This is a genomic window from Leptospirales bacterium (genome assembly GCA_019694655.1).
Lineage (GTDB): Bacteria > Spirochaetota > Leptospiria > Leptospirales > Leptonemataceae > SSF53.
The window spans coordinates 16,766-34,403 of sequence record JAIBBN010000020.1; the positions used below are offsets into that span (position 1 = coordinate 16,766).

Consider the following 17,638-nt stretch of genomic DNA (forward strand, 5'->3'; position numbering starts at 1 on the left):
TTAGCACTCCCCGAAATCTTGATCCTGACCGCCGGCTATTTTCGGGGAGCAGGTCAGCATGTCAGACGCGCCGTGAATAGTTTGAAAAGTTAGTGCGGCTCAATAGAATTCGCTTTCCAGTATTGGCAGGTAGGAGCAAGACCCTCAACTGTCAGTATTCAGAGAACTATCGAATATCCATGAAAACTGTTCAAGAACTCTGTACTCCACGGCCGGACGTACTCAAAAAGATCCACCGCGATTATGCGCTCAACCTGACGGACCTGATCCAGGATGGCATTGATGCTGATTCGTTTTTCACCGAGAACTACGTTACGGAGGGCATGCAGCATCTTTTGAGGGCCGCCTTTGACCGTTTCCAGGGCAAGACCGGCATCAGCGTCATCAAACTCACACAAGCGATGGGCGGCGGTAAAACGCACAACATGGTAGCCTTGGGCCTCCTGGCGGCGCGTCCTGATATCAGGGAGAAGGTCGTGCCCGAGTTTGCCTCCTACCGGGAGAAGGTGCGGGTCGCCGCATTCTCCGGCCGTCAGAGCGATGTGGAAAACGGGGTTTGGGGTAGCATAGCGGCGCAGATCGGAAAGGAAGGGGATTTTGCCCCCTACTTCAAGAACGGTCTCAAGGCGCCCGGAGAAACAGCCTGGGTCAATCTATTGAGAGGGGAGCCCCTGCTGATCCTCCTCGATGAAATGCCGCCCTACTTCGAGAACGCTCAGAGCCTGAAGGTGGGCGATTCAAATCTTGCAGTCGTCACGACAACCGCTCTTGCCAACTTGATTGTGGCCGCGAATAAGGCGGAATTGGGCAATGTGCTGGTCGTGATCTCCGACCTCCGCGCTACCTACGAGGGAGGCTCTGCCAGCCTGGGGGCGGCGCTCGCCAACCTTGACAATGAAGTGGGACGTACCGCTCTGAACCTGGAGCCGGTCAGGCAGAACTCGGATGAGGTCTACCACATCCTCAAGCGCAAGCTGTTTGCGGCGCTTCCAGCAGAAACGCAGATCGATGAGATTGCCGAGGGGTACCGCAAGGAGCTCGAAAAAGCCAAACAGATGGACCTTACCGATGCCCGGCCGGAAGATTTTGCCGCGCGCATCAGGGATTCCTATCCCTTTCACCCGGCAGTTAGGGACCTCTACGCACGGTTCAAGGACAATGCCGGCTTTCAGCAGACTCGTGGGCTCTTGCGTTTGTTGCGGGCGCTCGTGGTTTCTCTGTACGAAAATTCCGGAAGGAAGCAGCCGACGTATCTGCTCGCTCCCGCGGACTTTAACCTGAACAATGCTGAGACGCATACGCAGATTACGCAGATCAATTCCGCACTGACGAACGCCATCAGTCACGACATCGCGGACGGAGGCAATTCTGAGGCCGAGCGCCTTGATGAGGGTCTGGAAGCGCCTCTCCACCAGATGGCCCTGACCACAATCCTCGTATCTTCGCTCGGTCAGGTTCAAAATACTGTTCGCGGTCTCACCGAGGCTGAGCTTGTGCACTATCTGGTGTCTCCCGGTCGGGACATCGGGCAAATTCGCCAGAAGGTGCTTCCGGCTCTGCGGACGAGCTGCTGGTACCTGCACGCGGATCGGGATGGCCGCTATGTCGTCAAGGATGTGCAGAACGTCGTCGCACGGATCAACTCATTCGTCCGGACCTACAATCAGGATCAATCCGTTGAGGAGATTCGCAGGCGCATAGGGGAGATATTCGAGCCCGCCACGCGCGATGTCTACCAGTCTGTGGCCGTGCTTCAGCCCTTGGACAGCATCCAGCTCAATGTGGATAAAGTGGTGCTGCTCGTTCAGAAACCGAACCCCGGGGTGCTGGATCCAGCCATTGCGTCTTTCTATGACGAGCAGGTGTACAAGAACCGAGTTCTATTTCTGAGCGGGGACCGGGCCGGTATGGACTCGCTGATCAAGACGGCCAAGGAATTGAAGGCCGTCGCAGCCGTCCTGAACGAGATGAGCGCCGACAAGATTGCCGAAAGCGACCCGCAGTTCCGGGAAGCTAAAGAACTGGGCGACCAGTACCGCAATCACTTCACGAGTGCTGCCCGGGAAACGTTCACGCGTTTGTACTATCCCTCTCAGGACAAGCTGATGGCGGCCGACTTCAGCATGAACTTCGTGGGCAACGATTACAACGGGGAGCAACAGATCCGGAGCACTCTTGAGACCAAACAGAAGTTCACGACAGACGTGGACAGCGACACGTTTCGGAAAAAGTGCGAACAACGCTTGTTCGGCAGTCAGGAGATGGAGTGGGCGGAGGTAAGAAAGCGTGCGGCCATGCAGGCGGTTTGGCAATTCCATCGTCCCGACGCGTTGGAGCGACTCAAAGATCGAATGTTGCGGCAGGATTTCTGGCGTGAGAACGGGCGCTTCGTGAACAAGGGGCCTTTCCCACCGCCGGCGACGGGAGTGCAAATTGCCCTGCTGGATCGGGATCGCGAAACCGGGGCGGCCACTCTGCGCGTTGAGCCGCTGCATGGGGACCAGGTGTTCTTCGACGTCGGAGCTCCGCCGACAGAGGGGTCCACGCGCATCACGGACTTGAAGAGCTTTAAGACGGCGGCCATGCGCGTGGGCTTCCTCTGTGTGGATTCGCAGAACGGTCATCCGGTGGGAGACGTGGTCTACTGGCAGAATGAAATCACGCTTGCCTACAATCCCCTGCACCAGGGCGGGAAGACGCTTGTGGAGCTGAAGGCCGTGCCGGATGCGCCGATTCGCTACACGACGGATGGCTCGCACCCGCGGGATGTGGGGGGAACGTACTCCGGACCCTTCGAAGTGAAGAAGAAGTGCCTCATCCAGGTGATTGCCGAAAAGGACGGAATTGAATCTGATGTGCTGCAAGTTACCATTGATCCGACCAGCGAAAGGCGGACTATCGATCCGCACAGGTCGCTTGTATTGAAGGCCAGGCAGGAGTTTGGAACGACGGAGGGCAGCTTTCGCTTCTATGAGGAACTAATCGCACGGCAGGGGCGTGCATTAGGGGTTCGTATCGTTATCTCTGCCGTGGGCCAGGACTTTGTTGAGTATAGCTCGAGCAACGGCGTATCGCTTGCCGGTGGAGACCTCAAGGAGCTGGTCGAAGTCTTGCGCAAGCCGTTCTTTGCAGAAGGTCAGGCGCGTGTGGATACCAACGTGAAGACAATTGTGCCGCGGCTGGAGTTTCCACGGGGCGCCGACTTCGAAGATTTCGTGGCAAAACTCTCGCTTTCCTATCGCGTTGAGGACGTGCAGCAATGACCAAATCGCCCCAAAGAAAGGCGGCCAGGAAGACGAGTACGCATAGGGCTCGTGGTTCGGAGGCCCCCGACACGGAGAGCGGTCTCAGCTTCGGTTTGGTCCCGGAGGAATCGGCGCATCACTTTGTTGTCACAATTCCCGAAAAGGATGGTCCGCACGTCTACGTGAGCGAGCACTTTGAGTATTTCACGAGTCCGGAGCGCAGGCGGATTGACTACACGCTGCAGCCGACAGATGCGGGGATGCGCGTGATCCTGCCGCTGGCAAAGTGGTCGTTGATTGAAGATGCCGTGCAATTCGATTTTAACCAGCGACTGAAGCGAACCGGGCTGCGCAGCTCACGCTTTCGCAAAGGATACAACATCTTGCCGCGGCTTTTCGGCAAGGAGCTACTGGTGCTGTGCTGGGCCATTGAGGAGGCGGAACCCGGCGCGGTGCCAAGGGCTCTGTGCAACTGGCAGGGTCTGAAGCCCGAGGAGCGTTGGTGGCTCTTTACCATGACCAATGCAGCCACCGGGCAGGCCGTCCGCGGCCGGGGGCGCGGCTGGCGCAAGGCGCTGCGCTTTGCGCTGACCGAGAACCCTGTGGAGCATGACGACTGAACAAGCGACGGGCGCTATATGTCGCAAAATGTGATGTCGCGGCGGACATATGTCGTAAAAAATGAAAAAATGCAGCATATGGATCCCCAGAAGCCCTTTGCGCTGCCGGATCTGCCGCCCAGGTGGATTGCTGATGACCCGCCGATTTACCGGCGACTCCCGGACATCCGGGCCGCAGTGGCCGAGCTGAAAGGGTACACCGAGCAAATGTCGAACCCGATGCTGTTGCTTTCTCCCGCGGTCATCAAGGAATCACTGGCCAGTTCGGAAATCGAGAACGTGCACACCACCCTGGAGGAAGTGCTGCAGGAGTCACTCTTTCCGGAGGTGGAGCAGCGGGAGGCCAACAAAGAAGTCCGCCGCTACGGTGAAGCGATTGCCTGGGGCTATGGTCAGTTGGGCGCTCTGCCGCTCTCCACACGACTGATCCTTGGGATTCACGAAAGATTGATGGGTCCGGGAGTGCGCGGCTATCGCCGTACGCAAAACAGCATCAAGAATTTGGCGACGGGAGAGGCCGTCTACACGCCGCCGGAAGCGCAGCACATTGCGCGACTGATGGCGAATTGGGAGACGTTCGCCAACAGTGATTCGGATTACGATCCGTTGATCAAGGCGGCGCTGGCCCACTACCAGTTTGAGGCCATCCATCCTTTCGTGGATGGCAATGGGCGTACGGGTCGGATCTTGATGGTGCTTCAGCTCGTCCAGGATCGTCTGCTTTCGGTGCCGGTGCTCTACATCAGCGCTTACATCAATCGCAACAGGGCAGAGTACTATCGCTTACTCCGAAATGTCTCGGCGCTCGGGGCCTGGGAGGAATACGTGTTGTTCATGCTGGCCGGATTCCATGAGCAGGCCCTGGACACCAAGCAAGTTGTCCTGCGCGTGCAGGAGCTGTACACCTGGATGCGTGAAGCCGCCCTGGAAAGCCACGGGAAAATCGTCCGCGCAGGAGTGATTGAGGAACTGTTCACCAGTCCCTTCATTACGCCGACCCGACTTGCGGAGAGAATCGGAGTGCACTATATGACGGCCAGCCGCTACTTGAGCGAACTGCGCGACGCGCAGTACATCGGCGATCTGCACGTCGGTAAGTACCACATCTTTGCCAATACGCATCTTCTCAGAATGCTGGGAGACACCGCTTGAACGACCGCACCTTCATTGAAGACCAGTTCCCGGTCTCCAAGGTCTCGAAGGAGTCCTACAAGGAGCGCATGGCCAACTACAGCCAGACGCTCACCGGATTGGGAAAGTGGTGGGGGCGAAAGCCGCTTGTACTGGTGCGTGCCGCTTTACTGGGACTTCTGCTGCCGGCCACGGATGATTCAGAGAAGGACCGTGAAGTCTTTCTGGCCCTGATGACCATGGACGAAGAGGGACTCTGGCGCCGAAAGGAAGCGGCGAAGAGAAACATCGCGCCCACGGAAATCGTGCGAGTGCTCACGGACGAAGAGCATCACGACCGGGTGGTAGCCCGAGTAGGCGACTTTGCCAGCGCGCTTCCCGGACTGACGCACGACCTCAAGTCGACGCTGTTTGGATTTGTCACGACGAATTCCAGGAAGGAAGACTCGTTCCGTTGGAAGAAGGACGCCACGACCGCCGAGAAGGTGGCGCTCGAACGGCTGGCGTTCCAATCGCTCTACTATGATGAGAAGATCGAGTATGGCGTGCGCGCCGAGCATCTTGAAGGGCCTTCTCCTGAAGCGTGGCAGAAGATCAACTCCCACCTCGGCACCTCTGCCGCGTCCCTTCCCGAGCTCGTGCGTGAGTTGGGCATGCGGCGCTTCGGCCATGTCCCGCGCGTGGGCGATGCCTTCTGCGGCGGCGGCAGCATTCCCTTTGAAGCCGCACGACTGGGATGCGATGTCTACGCGAGCGATCTCAACCCGGTAGCGGCGCTCCTGACCTGGGCTGCTTTGAACATTGTGGGCGGCGGCCCCGAGGTGGCCGAAGAGGTGCGGCGTGCACAGGAAGAGATCTACAACGCCGTGGACAGGCAGATCACCGAGTGGGGCATTGAGCACAACGCCAAAGGCCATCGCGCGGACGCCTATCTCTACTGCATGGAGGTGCTTGATCCCGAGACGGGCTGGCGGGTGCCGCTTGCGCCGAGCTGGGTGATTGGCGAGAAGACCAAGACGGTGGCCATCCTGGAACCGCTGCCCAAAGAGCAGCGCTATCGCATCCGGATCAAGATGGATGCTACGCCGGCCGAGATGAAGGCTGCCAAGGCTGGCACGGTACAGGGCGGCTACGTGGTCCACCCCAAGAACAAGAACCGCGTGCCCATGTCTTTGATCCGCCGGGAGAATGCGGAGGGCCTGCGCCTGTGGGAGTCCGACGACATCGTTCCGCGACCGGACGATGTATTTCAGGAACGATTGTACTGCATTCGGTGGGTGGCCCCCTATTACGAAATCAAAGACGGCAAAGTCTGGAAGCGACTGACGGTGGCCGAGGCCGAAGCACTGGACAACTTTGAGCGGCGTATCGCGGACAAAACCTTGCGCAAGCAGGAGGAGCGCTATTACGCCGAGCCCGATGCAGAGGATCAGGCGCGAGAAGAGCGCGTGCTGGAACTGCTGCGTGAACGCTTCGTGGATTGGCAGAAGCAGGGGTTCATTCCGGACAAGAAGATTGAGCCGGGGCCGAAGACTAGCGAGCCAATTCGGACGCGCGGGTGGACGCACTGGCATCAACTATTTCCTCCCCGTCAACTCCTCTTTCTTGGGGCGACTAGCCTACATCTCATGCGGCACAATGATTCGGCACCCATGCGAGTGGCATCTTTGCTGGCTCTCGGCCGAGTGACCGACTGGGTCACCAAGCTTTGTCGGTGGGGAACGGGCCAGAACCGTGAATCGATTGCGCAGACGTTCTTCAATCAAGCATTGAATGTCATGTATAACTTCGGGGCGAAAGGACTCTCCCTCACGCTGGGGAACTTCTTCAACGCGGATATGTCTCGTGAGGCTTTTGTCTCAAGCACCGTCTGTGGCGTGTGCTCCGCTCTGGCTTTGGAAGCGGATTGCGACGTTTGGATCACAGACCCGCCCTATGCCGACGCCGTGAACTACCACGAGCTCTCCGAGTTCTTCCTAGCTTGGTATGAAAAGCACCTGGCCAAGCTCTTTCCGGAATGGTCCACCGACTCCCGTCGCGCATTGGCCATCAAGGGCGAAGGGGAGGACTTTCGCCGTTCCATGGTGGCCGCCTACTCGAACCTGACCAAACACATGCCGGACAACGGCCTGCAAATCGTGATGTTCACGCACCAGGATGCGGGCGTCTGGGCCGATCTGGCCGTGATTCTGTGGGCCTCGGGTCTGCATGTCACCGCCGCGTGGACGATTGCCACCGAGACGACCTCGGCGCTGAAAGACGGCAACTACGTGCAGGGGACCGTGCTGCTCGTGCTCCGCAAGAACACGTCCACCGAGACGGCTTTCCTGGATGAACTGGTACCGCGCATTGAAGAGGAAGTGCGCCGACAGGTGGAGTCCATGGAGCGCATCGAGGACAAGGAAGAACCCAACTTCGGCGACACGGACTACCAACTGGCCGCCTACGCCGCAGCCCTGCGGGTGCTCACCGGGTACGGGCAAATAGAGGACCTCGACGTGGAACGCGAACTGACCCGGCCGCGCGGCAAAGGGGTCAAGAGCGCTCTGGAAACGATTGTTGAAAACGCACGCGATGTGGCCGCTTCGATTCGGATTCCGGAAGGCCTCGGCAAACTGCTCTGGAACGATCTGGCCCCGGTGGAACGGCTCTACCTCCGCGGGTTGGATCTGGAATCCAAGGGTGAGCTGCGTGCCGGCGCCTATCAGGAGCTGGCGCGAACGTACGGCGTGCGGGACTACCCGGAGCTTCTGGCCAGCGCTCGCGCCAATGAGGCGCGGGTGAAATCGGCGCGCGAGTTCAGCAATCGGAACCTCGGAACGGAGGGCTTCGGGTCGACGCTGGTCCGCCAATTGCTGTACGCCGTGTCCGTGGCTACGACGGATGAATCGCCGCAATCGGGACGCAACTATCTGAAGACAGAAGTCGAGGGCTTCGGGCGCAAGCGCGCCCATATCGTGGCGCTCTTGCGTTACCTGGCTCGCTTTCAGCACACCCTCCCCGAACGCGCAGCGGAATGCCGCATGGCGGAACTGCTGGCCGGTCTCATCGAAAACGATATCGACTGACGATGATACGGCGCTACTCCTCACGGCAACCCGGCCCGGGAAACAACTCGCTTGGGCGCACGTTCCTGGCCAAGGCACTCAAGCAGGCCAGGACCTACGACCGCATTGCGGGCTACTTCAGTCCTTCCATCCTGGAAGTGGCGGGCGAAGAAATCGAAGCCATCAAGCGTGTCCGTGTGATTGCCAATTCGCAGGTCACGTTCGGGCGATTCTCGGCCGGTGGTCGTGTTTCAGAAAGTGCCCGCAAAGAAGCGCTGTGGCAGGAGTGGTGCGCCGAGGATCCATCGGCCCGAGCGATGCCGAACAACGTACTCGAACGGCTCTACCACCTGCTGGACAGCGGCCAGATGACTGTGCGCATTCTGCCCAACGACCGCTTCGGGCTGATCCACGGCAAGGCGGGTGTTATCACCTACTACGACGATTCGCAAACCAGTTTTGTGGGCAGCGCCAACGAGTCGCTGCAGGCCTTTCAGCTCAACTACGAGCTGATATGGGAAGATGACTCGCCCGAGGCGATTGCCTGGGTGCAAAATGAGTTCAACACACTGTGGGGCGCCCCCGATGCCTTCGACCTGACGCGCGACATCATCGACGACGTGTTGCGCACCGCCAAACGGCGCGTGCGCACGCAATTGGAGTGGTGCGCCAACCCGAATCCGGCGGCGCCGATTGTGGAAAGCCCGGTGTACCGCAAGCACGCGGGACTCTGGAGCCACCAGAAATACTTTGTTCAGCGCGCCTTTGAGGAGCACCTTGAGCACGACGGCGCCCGACTGATCCTGGCCGACCAGGTGGGTCTCGGTAAGACGATCCAATTGGCCATGGCCGCGCAACTCATGGCGCTGCACAGCCCGGACAATCGTCCCGTCCTCATCGTCGTTCCCAGCACGCTACTCGGCCAATGGCAGGGGGAGCTCTGGAACCTGCTCGAAGTGCCTTCGGCCTATTGGAACAACCGCGCATGGGTGGATGAGTACGGCGTGGAAGGGGAACGCCACAAAGACGGTGAGATTGGCATTGCAAAATGCCCGCGTCGTATCGGCATCGTTTCGCAGGGTTTGATCTTCCGCGGCAGCGACACGGTCCAGGCCCTGCTGCGCAAGAAGTACGAGTGCGTCATCGTCGACGAGGCCCACCGCGCGCGAGCCCGTGCGACGCCCGGCGGAAAACGCGGGAGCGGGTCCGCAGACGCAAACAATCTCTTGAGCTTCATTCGCGCGGTGTCGCCACGGACCCGCAGTCTGCTCCTTGCAACAGCCACCCCCGTACAGATGGACCCTGTGGAGGCCTGGGACCTGCTCGCCGCTTTGGCCGAGGGCCGTACCGACGTGTTTGGCGGAAAGTACAGCCAATGGTGGAAGGACCCCGCTCAGGCGGTAGGCGCCGCGATTGAAGGCGTTCCCGGACTAAACGAGCAGGAATTCTGGAACTGGGTTCGCAGCCCCCTCCCGCCCGAAGGCGAAAAGGATGCCGATGGCGGCGAGCCCTTCCGTGCCATCCGCGACAGTCTGGCGATGGGACCTCATGAATATGAGGCAAAACTCGATGACCTTGAAAGATTGGATGCCCCTGCCCGGAGTCGCGTTGCCAATCTACGCGGGACTTTCTTTCTATTTCACAATCCCTTCATTCGCCGCATCGTTCGCCGAACTCGCCTTGCCCTGGAAACGACGCTCGACCCGGAAACTGGCCGACCGATGCTGGACCCTGTTGCGGTGCGCCTGTGCGGTGAATCCGGTCGGGATTCGCTCGAACTTTCCTCTTACCTGCAGGATGCCTATGACACAGCCCGCGAATACTGTGCAACTGTCGCCAAAGCGCGCCGTGGGAGCGGATTCCTGGAGACCTTGCTCTTGCGCCGTATCGGCAGCTCGATGGCCGCCGGCATGTCTACGGCTCAAAAGCTGCAGGGCGGGACTTCGGAGGAAGACCTGTCCAAAGAATATGAGGACAGTGAGGATGAACCGGAGCTACCCGGTTCTCTTCCCCGCCTTCAGTCAGAACAGCACCAGCTTCTCTCGCGGGTCATCCAGTGCCTGGCGACAGCAGCCGAAGAGGGCGCCGATCCCAAGCTCGCACGGATTCGCCAGATACTGGATCGTGGAGTTGAGGGCACGGGCCCCTGGCTCGAACGGGGTTGCATCATCTTTACCCAGTACTTCGACAGCGCACAATGGCTCGCGCAGGAGCTGACGAGCGCCTACCCAGAGCTGCCCATCGGGCTCTACGCGGGCTCAAACAAGTCTTCCCTCTTCTTCGGCGGCTATGCCGAGCCCATGGCGCGGGAAGAGATCAAGAAGCGCGTCCAGGATCAACGCATCCAACTGCTGATCGGGACGGACGCCGCCAGCGAAGGTCTCAACCTTCAGGTTCTCGGCTCGCTAATCAACATGGACCTGCCGTGGAATCCCACGCGTTTGGAACAGCGCAAGGGCCGCATCCAGCGAATCGGCCAACGTTTCTCGGAGGTTTACGTCTACAACATGCGCTATCGCAACTCAGTAGAAGACGACGTACACGCCGCACTCTCAGATCGTCTCCAGGACATCCATGCGCTTTTTGGCCAGATCCCGGACACGCTGACCGACGTATGGGTTGACGCCGCTCTCAATAGCATCGACGAGGCCCGCAAGCGCATTGACGCCGTACCGACCAAGCACCCGTTTGATATACGCTACAACCGCGATGTCGGCGCGGCCGGCGGGCCGCGGTGGGAAGCCTGCGCTGATGTGCTCAATGCGCGAGAACGCTTGCAGTCTCTTCGCGACAATTGGTGATGATGCGGTCCAGACCGTGGATAGGGATACGAAGGAAGCCGGGGCGCAATTTATTCGGCGTATCAAGGATGGTACTCTGTCTAAGAAAATCCTCCTAAACAGTTCTGATGATTACCCGCGCAGATATCAAACGGTTGAAGGATTTTCATTCAATTGAGCGAACTCATGCTACGAAAGTGGCGGCATACGCCGCCTACTGGACAGCGCGCCGAAAACCAATTCAATTCTTGCAGGCCCGCCCGATTCCGTTCTCAAGGAATGGGACCATGTTAACGAGGCTTTCTCAGCTCTCTTGCTGATTGACATGGTCTATGACAATAACCGACCCATTGTCGGCGTCAACGATCGCGGCTACAAAGTCTTTCGAAGTCACTTGATGTACTCTCTAATATTCAGAGCTCTTAATCCGCAAACACTAGAGCTCGTCTTGCTAGCTTTGGACGCTGAGCCGACTTTCACAGCAGACGCCGGTCCGCTCTTACTTTGGCCATTGGTCCCCGCAAGACGGCGGTGTTGGCCCGGTAGCCCTGGTCGGAATGCACCAGCAGCCCGTAGGAGATAAGCGCCAGAATGTCGCGCTGCAAGGTCCTTCGACTGACCATCGCGTAGCTCACGCGCACGGCCGCGTTGACCTCTGCAAGATCGCTTTCCGAATATTCCTGCTCAAGCTTGACTGACAGAATCAACGCCATCTGTCTCCTGTATGTAAGATTTGTCTTCATCCCGGAAACTTGAAAGGTCTCGCGAACATAATCGCGCCACGCGATCAACAGCTGGTTAGCGTGAACCGTTTCGAGGATTACAAGGAGGCCGTCCTTGAGTCCTTGGACCGCGTATGCAATAAACCCCGTTAAATCGCCTTTATTACGCGAGGAGAGAGCCAGTTGTCGGTAGTACTCGGAGCGGGTTTCATTGTAGAAGTTGGAAAGAATATGGGCGGCAATGTCAGGGACCCCGGCGCGCAAGAGCAGGTAAAACTCGAGTAATCTTGCGGTGCGGCCATTGCCATCACCGAAGGGATGGATCCACGCTACATAGACATGAGACACAATGGCTTGAATGATTGCGGTGGAGAAACTCTGTCCCTTCTCAAAGTGAAACTCTTTTCGGCTCCAGTCGCAGAAGGCAGTCATCAGCGGTCCGACCTCAGAACCAGCGGGCGGACGGTAGACGCGGCCGACGGTTACCTGTCCTCTGCGGAATTGGCCGGGCGCCGCCTCAAAGTGCGCCCCGAGGTCTTTGCCGATCATTCTGTGGAAGCGCCGAATCAGGTCTGGCGATACGAGATTGTCAATGGCGCCGCCAGTCACGACTTCATCGCGTAGTTCATTGAGCGCGTTGATGACATTTCTCACCTCCTGTTCCATGTACTGCTTGCTGCCGGGGAGGCTCTTCCCGGCGAGAATATCGCGAATCTCATCCGCTGAAAGTGTATTGCCCTCGATCGCGGTGGTCGCCTGGGCGCCGCGAATCAAGTTCACACGGTAGATTTCGGCGCGAGATTCGGGCATGATCGGCGTCGTGGAAATTGCCCGAATCAATGCCTCGCTCTGGCCGAGCTGGAACCAGGTATCGGGTCCCACATCCCAGGCTTTGCGGAAGCTGATAAATGGGTGCTGGACCGTGGCCATGTCATAAGCTTCGTCAGAAATTAAGTCAAAAAAGTCCAGTTTTTTGACGGACACAATTCACGGGTCGCCTGCCTGTCCTTGCCCATCGCCGAAGCTTCCGCGCCGCAGCGATCAGGCGCGCAGCAATTTGAAGGCGTGCGTCCAGCTATTGTTAATAAATCCCGGAATGCACCACAGAATGCACAGCGGTTCGATGGCGCGGGCCGCCTCGACGCCGCCCATGTCGGCCGCGTCCCAGCCAAACTTCTTCAGCGCTTCGATCACCTCGCCCTTGGCGGCGGCGGAATTGCCGCATAGAAACATGGTCGGCGGGCCGCCAGGCAGTTTGGGGTCCACCATGTAGGCATTGCCCACGCAGCTGAAGGCCTTCACGAAGTTGGCCGCCGGCGCCAGCTTCTGCAGCCGTTCCATCAACGATTCGTTGGGCCCGGTAAAGAATTGCAGAACGCCATTTACCGGCGGCAAATCGGAGATAGGATTGCTGACATCGATCACGGTCTTGCCGGCCAGCTGCTCGGCGCCAATCAAGCGCACCGCATCTTCGGCCGCCGTTCCCTTCACCGCCAGAACCACAATCTGAGCGAAGGCCGCCGTCTCGGCGAAGTTGCCGGCGGCGATGCCGGCGCCTGCTTTGTGTGCGGCGTCCTCAGCCTTAGCCGACTGCCGTGCGCCCAGCATCACCTGGTATCCGTACCTGTGAAAGCCTGCGGCAAGTACCTGGGCGACCTGTCCGCTGCCAATGACTCCAACCTTTGTTGCCATGGGTCTGCCTGCGAACGGGCGCACGAAGCGACAAGCGCGATTCCGGCGCAGGCGGTGCTAAACGTCGCACAGGGAATGCGAATTGCCATTCCCGGCGAACTTTGCCAGAACGGACAATCATGGGCAAACAAAAGCTGTTTATCGAAGACCTGGATCTGGCCGGCAAACTTTGCGCAGTGCGCGTTGATTTCAACGTGCCGGTCAAAAACGGCAAAGTGGGCGACGACAAGCGCATCCGCGCTGCGCTGCCAACCATCCGCAAGTTGCGCGAGGCCGGCGCCCGCACCTTCCTGATGACGCACCTTGGCCGTCCCAAGGGCGGACCGGAAGATAAGTATCGCCTGGCCCCCGTGGCCGCCCACCTTTCGCAATTGCTTGGCTCGCCGGTGGAATCGCTCAGCGATTGCATTGGACCCGAGGTCGATGCGCGCATTGCCGCCATGAAAAACGGCGAAACCATTCTGCTGGAAAACGTGCGCTTCTATGCCGAAGAAGAAAAGAACAACGCCGACTTTGCCCGCAAACTTTCGCACGGCGCAGACTACTTCATCAACGACGCCTTTGGCACGGCGCACCGCGCTCATGCCTCCACCGCCGGCATCGCCGCCTATGTGCAGCGCTCCGCCTGCGGCTATCTGATTCGCGACGAGCTGAAATACCTGGGACAGGCGCTGTCCAATCCCGCGCGTCCTTACGTGGCCATTTCCGGCGGCGCCAAGATCTCCGGCAAAATTGATCTGATGAAAAATCTGCTGCCCAACGTTGACACGCTGATCGTGGGCGGCGGCATGACCTTCACCTTTCTCAAAGCGCAGGGTAAAGAGATCGGCAAGTCTCTTCTGGAAGCGGACAAGGTCAGTCTGGCGGGCGAATTATTGAAGCAGGGCGGATCGAAGCTGGCGCTGCCATCCGATTTCCAGGTCAGTACGGAGTTTGACTTTGATGGCGGCAAAGTGGGCGCCCTGAAGACGGTGAGCGATTCAACAATTCCGGCCGACAGCTATGGTCTGGACATTGGTCCGGCAAGCGTCGAAGCCTTCCGCAAGATCTTGCTGGCGGCAAAGACCATCGTCTGGAACGGACCGATGGGCGTATTTGAAATCGACGCTACAGCAAAAGGAACCTTTGCCATCGCCCAGGCGCTGGCCGATGCCACTGCCGCCGGCGCCACTACCATCATTGGCGGCGGTGATTCAGCGGCGGCCATCGAGAAGGCCGGTCTCTCCAGCAAAGTGAGCTTTGTCAGTACTGGCGGCGGCGCTACCCTCGAATTTCTGGAAGGACGCGTGTTGCCAGGCGTGGATTGCTTGAGCGATGCTTAGTATCGGGCGCTGGCCTTAGAGCGCAGCCTAAACAACGGGATCGGGACAGACGGCGCGCAGTCCGCATCGGGCGCAGTGCTGGCCAAGAAACACGGCCTCAAACTGCTCCATCATGGCGGTCACCAGCGCCGCCTCGTCGGTCCAGATGCCCGCTTCAAAGTTGCGCCGGCGCACGCTCCTGGCGCCCATGCCGGCCCCGGTCAGATTTGCCGAGCCAATATAGGCCAGCCGTCCATCGACCACAATGCATTTGAAATGCACGCGCGGGCAGAGCACGCGTTCGAATCGTTCGCTTTCAAAGAGCGCCGGGTAGCGATCAAAGTCGCGTCGAAAGCGTTCGCCGGGCTCCTTGGCGTGCAGCAAGCGAATCTCCACGCCGCGCTGCACCAGTTGATCGAGCAGCTGCAGGAAGGGCCGAAAGCGGCCGCCGATCTCCATGTGCATGTCTTTGATGTCGGCGGTGCCAATCCACAGATAGCGGCGCGTTGCTGCACATGCCTTGAGGATCACTTCCTCGTACAGTTCGCGGTCGCGGACCATGCGCAGCATACAAGGGCAAGCCGGGCCCCTCGTCGGCGGCCGGCGACGCATTTTTGCGGGCGCCAGCGGCTGCGCGGTTGACGCTCGCTACGCCCTTGCTCTGCTTCCGGCTATGGCGGCCTACCAGGCCTTCTTGCTCTCGGCTGTGCAGGCCCCCGGCCCGGGCGGCGTCGTGCTGCGCCTCTTTGGCCGCTCCCCGGAGCTGGGTCCGGTGGAGTTGCGCTTCGAGCAACAGAGCGCCGTCTTCTTTGTTCCGCGTCGGGCGCAGCTCGACCAGCGCGCCCTGCGCTGCCGTCGCAAGGCCGTGGAACTGAAGAGCTTTGACGGCGAGTCCGTCGACGCCCTCTACTTTCAGAGCGAAGGCGACCTGCGCCGCGCCCGCGCCATCCTGCGCGAGGCTGGCGTGCAGTGTCTGGAAGACGACGTTTCGTTGCTCGATCGATTTTTGATGGAGCGCTTTCTCTGCGGCGCTGTGAGCTTTGAAGCAGAGGAGGGCGACGATCTGGGGCGGCGCGTCTTTCTCAATCCGCGCCTGAAGCCGGGCCGCGTACGCACCGCGCTTTCGGCGCTATCGCTGGATATCGAAACCGGCGTCAAAAGCGGCGCGCTCTATTCCATCGCCGTCGATCTGCGCGGCCCGCAGCAAAAGCAAAAGGTCGTCTTCTTACAGCGCAGCGGCGCTGCTCCACTAAGCGCCAGCGCTAGAAACGAAGGCTTTGAACTGCAGTGCTTTGAGGACGAACGCAGTTGTCTGGCGGCCTTTCTGCAATGGACTGCCGAGCGCGATCCGGATCTGCTGATTGGCTGGAACGTCGTCGGCTTCGATCTACGCTTTCTGGAAGCCAAATGTCGCGCCCACTCGCTGCCCTTCCGACTGGGGCGCGACGGACTGACAGCTGAAGTGCGGCCGCGGACCAGCGGCGGCGATCGCGCGGCGATTCCCGGCCGCGTCTGCATCGATGGCCCGCTGGCTTTGCGCGCCGCTTTCTATAACTTCGAAGACCTCAGCCTGGACAGCGTGGCGCACGAATTACTTGGCGAAGGCAAACTGATCAGCTCCGGCGGCAGCGATAAGATCGCCGAGATCGAACGCCTCTATGCCGAGGACCCGCTGCAGCTGGCGCGCTACAATCTGCGCGACGCCGAGCTGGTGCAGGAGATCTTTGCAAAGACCGGTCTGGCCGAACTGACCATGCGGCGCAGCGAAATATCCGGACTGCTGATGGGCGACATTGGCCAGAGCGTGCGCGCATTTGATTTCTTTATGCTGCCGCGTCTGCATCGCAAAGGCTACGTGGCCATCTCCCAGCAAGACGTACGCTTTAGCCAGAGCGCGCCCGGCGGTCGCGTTTTGCAGCCGGTCCCCGGCCTCTACCAGCAGGTCGTCGCCCTGGATTTTCGCAGCCTCTATCCCTCCATCATCCGCACCTTCCACATCGATCCCTATTCGCTTTTGATGCGCGATCACGATCCGCTTTCCACGCCGGCCGGCGATCGTCGATTTTCACGCAGCGAACACCTTCTGCCCGACTTCATCGGCGAACTCTTTGAACTGCGCGCCGCCGCGCGCCGCGAGGGCGATGAACATCTGTCAATGGCCATCAAGATTCTGATGAACAGCTTCTACGGCGTGATGGGATCGCCGGGTTGTCGTTTTTACCACGCCGATTTGCCCAACGCCATTACCCTGACCGGGCAGTGGCTGCTAACGGAGTGCGTGGCCTGGCTGGAAGAGCGCGGCTACCGTACGCTCTACGGCGATACCGATTCGCTTTTTGTTCAGCTGCGCCCGGAGGATGAGGCCGCGGCCGATCAACGTGCGCAGCAGCTGGCCGACGAGTTAAACGAATACTGGCAGCGGCGGCTGGCTGATGAGTTTCAGCTGACCTCCTATCTGAAGCTGCAATTTGAACGCCGCTTCAGTAAGTTCTTTTTGCCGCCGATGCGCGGACAGGAGAAGGGGGCGCGCAAGCGTTACGCCGGCCTGCGCGTCGATGCCGGCGTCGAAACGCTGCACTTCACGGGAATGGAGGTAGTGCGCAGCGACTGGACCGAACTGGCGCGCGAGTTTCAGCGCGAGCTCTATGCGCGCGTTTTTCGCGGCGAAGATCCCTCGGACTGGATCCGAGCGGTCGTAGGCGAGGTGCGTCTCGGGCAGCGCGACACACAGCTGGTCTACCGCAAGCGACTGCGCAAGCCGCTGGCCGAGTACACGCAAAGCGCGCCGCCGCACGTGCAGGCGGCGCGAATGTTGCCGCAGGCGCGCGGCGTGGTGCGCTATGTAGTAACGCGCGAGGGTCCCGTACCCGTCGAACTCAAGCCGCAATCGCCCGACTACGATCACTACGTCGACAAGCAGCTGGCGCCAATTGCCGATGGCGCCTTGTGGCTCTTTGGCAAAGATTTCGAATCGCTGGTCTCTTCCGTGCAACTCTCTCTATTCTAAGAGTACGGCACGAAGCGCGTCCTTTTGTATTGCGCTCAAAAGAGTTGACTTCGTCCCAGCATTGCGCGGCGATCGAGCCCTTACTGCGCGCGG

General features: G+C 59.7%; 10 protein-coding genes. 7 read left to right on the forward strand and 3 right to left on the reverse strand.

Going from position 1 to position 17,638, the window contains the following annotated elements; genetic code table 11:
* Positions 1 to 179: 179 nt before the first annotated feature.
* The 5 genes from K1X75_17010 to K1X75_17030 all read left to right on the forward strand — a co-directional run bounded on the left by K1X75_17010 (position 180) and on the right by K1X75_17030 (position 10,844).
* Positions 180 to 3,263 (forward strand): DUF499 domain-containing protein, encoded by a 3,084-nt coding sequence (locus tag K1X75_17010; protein ID MBX7059766.1) that lies wholly within the window; start codon positions 180 to 182, stop codon positions 3,261 to 3,263.
* Complete coding sequence (locus K1X75_17015; protein MBX7059767.1) at positions 3,260 to 3,865, forward strand: DUF3780 domain-containing protein; 606 nt, start codon at positions 3,260 to 3,262, stop codon at positions 3,863 to 3,865. Before K1X75_17010 ends, K1X75_17015 begins: the two co-directional genes overlap by 4 nt.
* A gap of 78 nt (positions 3,866 to 3,943) precedes the next feature.
* Entirely contained in the window at positions 3,944 to 5,017 is a 1,074-nt protein-coding gene (locus K1X75_17020) for a Fic family protein (GenBank protein MBX7059768.1), read from the forward strand.
* Entirely contained in the window at positions 5,014 to 8,064 is a 3,051-nt protein-coding gene (locus K1X75_17025; protein MBX7059769.1) for a DUF1156 domain-containing protein, read from the forward strand. Before K1X75_17020 ends, K1X75_17025 begins: the two co-directional genes overlap by 4 nt.
* Positions 8,065 to 8,066: 2 nt before the next feature.
* Positions 8,067 to 10,844 (forward strand): DEAD/DEAH box helicase family protein, encoded by a 2,778-nt coding sequence (locus K1X75_17030; GenBank protein MBX7059770.1) that lies wholly within the window; start codon positions 8,067 to 8,069, stop codon positions 10,842 to 10,844.
* Between the two features lie 455 nt (positions 10,845 to 11,299).
* Here K1X75_17030 and K1X75_17035 read toward each other — a convergent pair whose 3' ends face one another.
* Positions 11,300 to 12,211, reverse strand: coding sequence for a Fic family protein (locus tag K1X75_17035; protein MBX7059771.1), 912 nt, complete (start codon positions 12,209 to 12,211; stop codon positions 11,300 to 11,302).
* Between the two features lie 375 nt (positions 12,212 to 12,586).
* Entirely contained in the window at positions 12,587 to 13,237 is a 651-nt protein-coding gene (locus K1X75_17040) for an NAD(P)-binding domain-containing protein (GenBank protein MBX7059772.1), read from the reverse strand.
* Positions 13,238 to 13,356: 119 nt separating this feature from the next.
* Between K1X75_17040 and K1X75_17045 the strand changes: the two genes are divergently transcribed.
* The gene (locus K1X75_17045) at positions 13,357 to 14,559 is read left to right on the forward strand and encodes a phosphoglycerate kinase (protein ID MBX7059773.1); all 1,203 of its coding nucleotides are present in this window, start codon (positions 13,357 to 13,359) and stop codon (positions 14,557 to 14,559) included.
* Positions 14,560 to 14,586: 27 nt separating this feature from the next.
* Here the strand turns inward: K1X75_17045 and K1X75_17050 are convergent, their stop codons facing one another.
* On the reverse strand, positions 14,587 to 15,108 hold the full coding sequence (locus tag K1X75_17050; GenBank protein ID MBX7059774.1) for a phospholipase: 522 nt from the start codon (positions 15,106 to 15,108) through the stop codon (positions 14,587 to 14,589).
* On the opposite strand from K1X75_17050, the gene K1X75_17055 reads away from it, so the two are divergent.
* Positions 15,098 to 17,545: a DNA polymerase II gene (locus K1X75_17055; GenBank protein MBX7059775.1), complete on the forward strand. Its 2,448-nt coding sequence runs from the start codon at positions 15,098 to 15,100 to the stop codon at positions 17,543 to 17,545. The two genes, K1X75_17050 and K1X75_17055, sit on opposite strands and share 11 nt — an antisense overlap.
* Positions 17,546 to 17,638 lie beyond the last annotated feature (93 nt).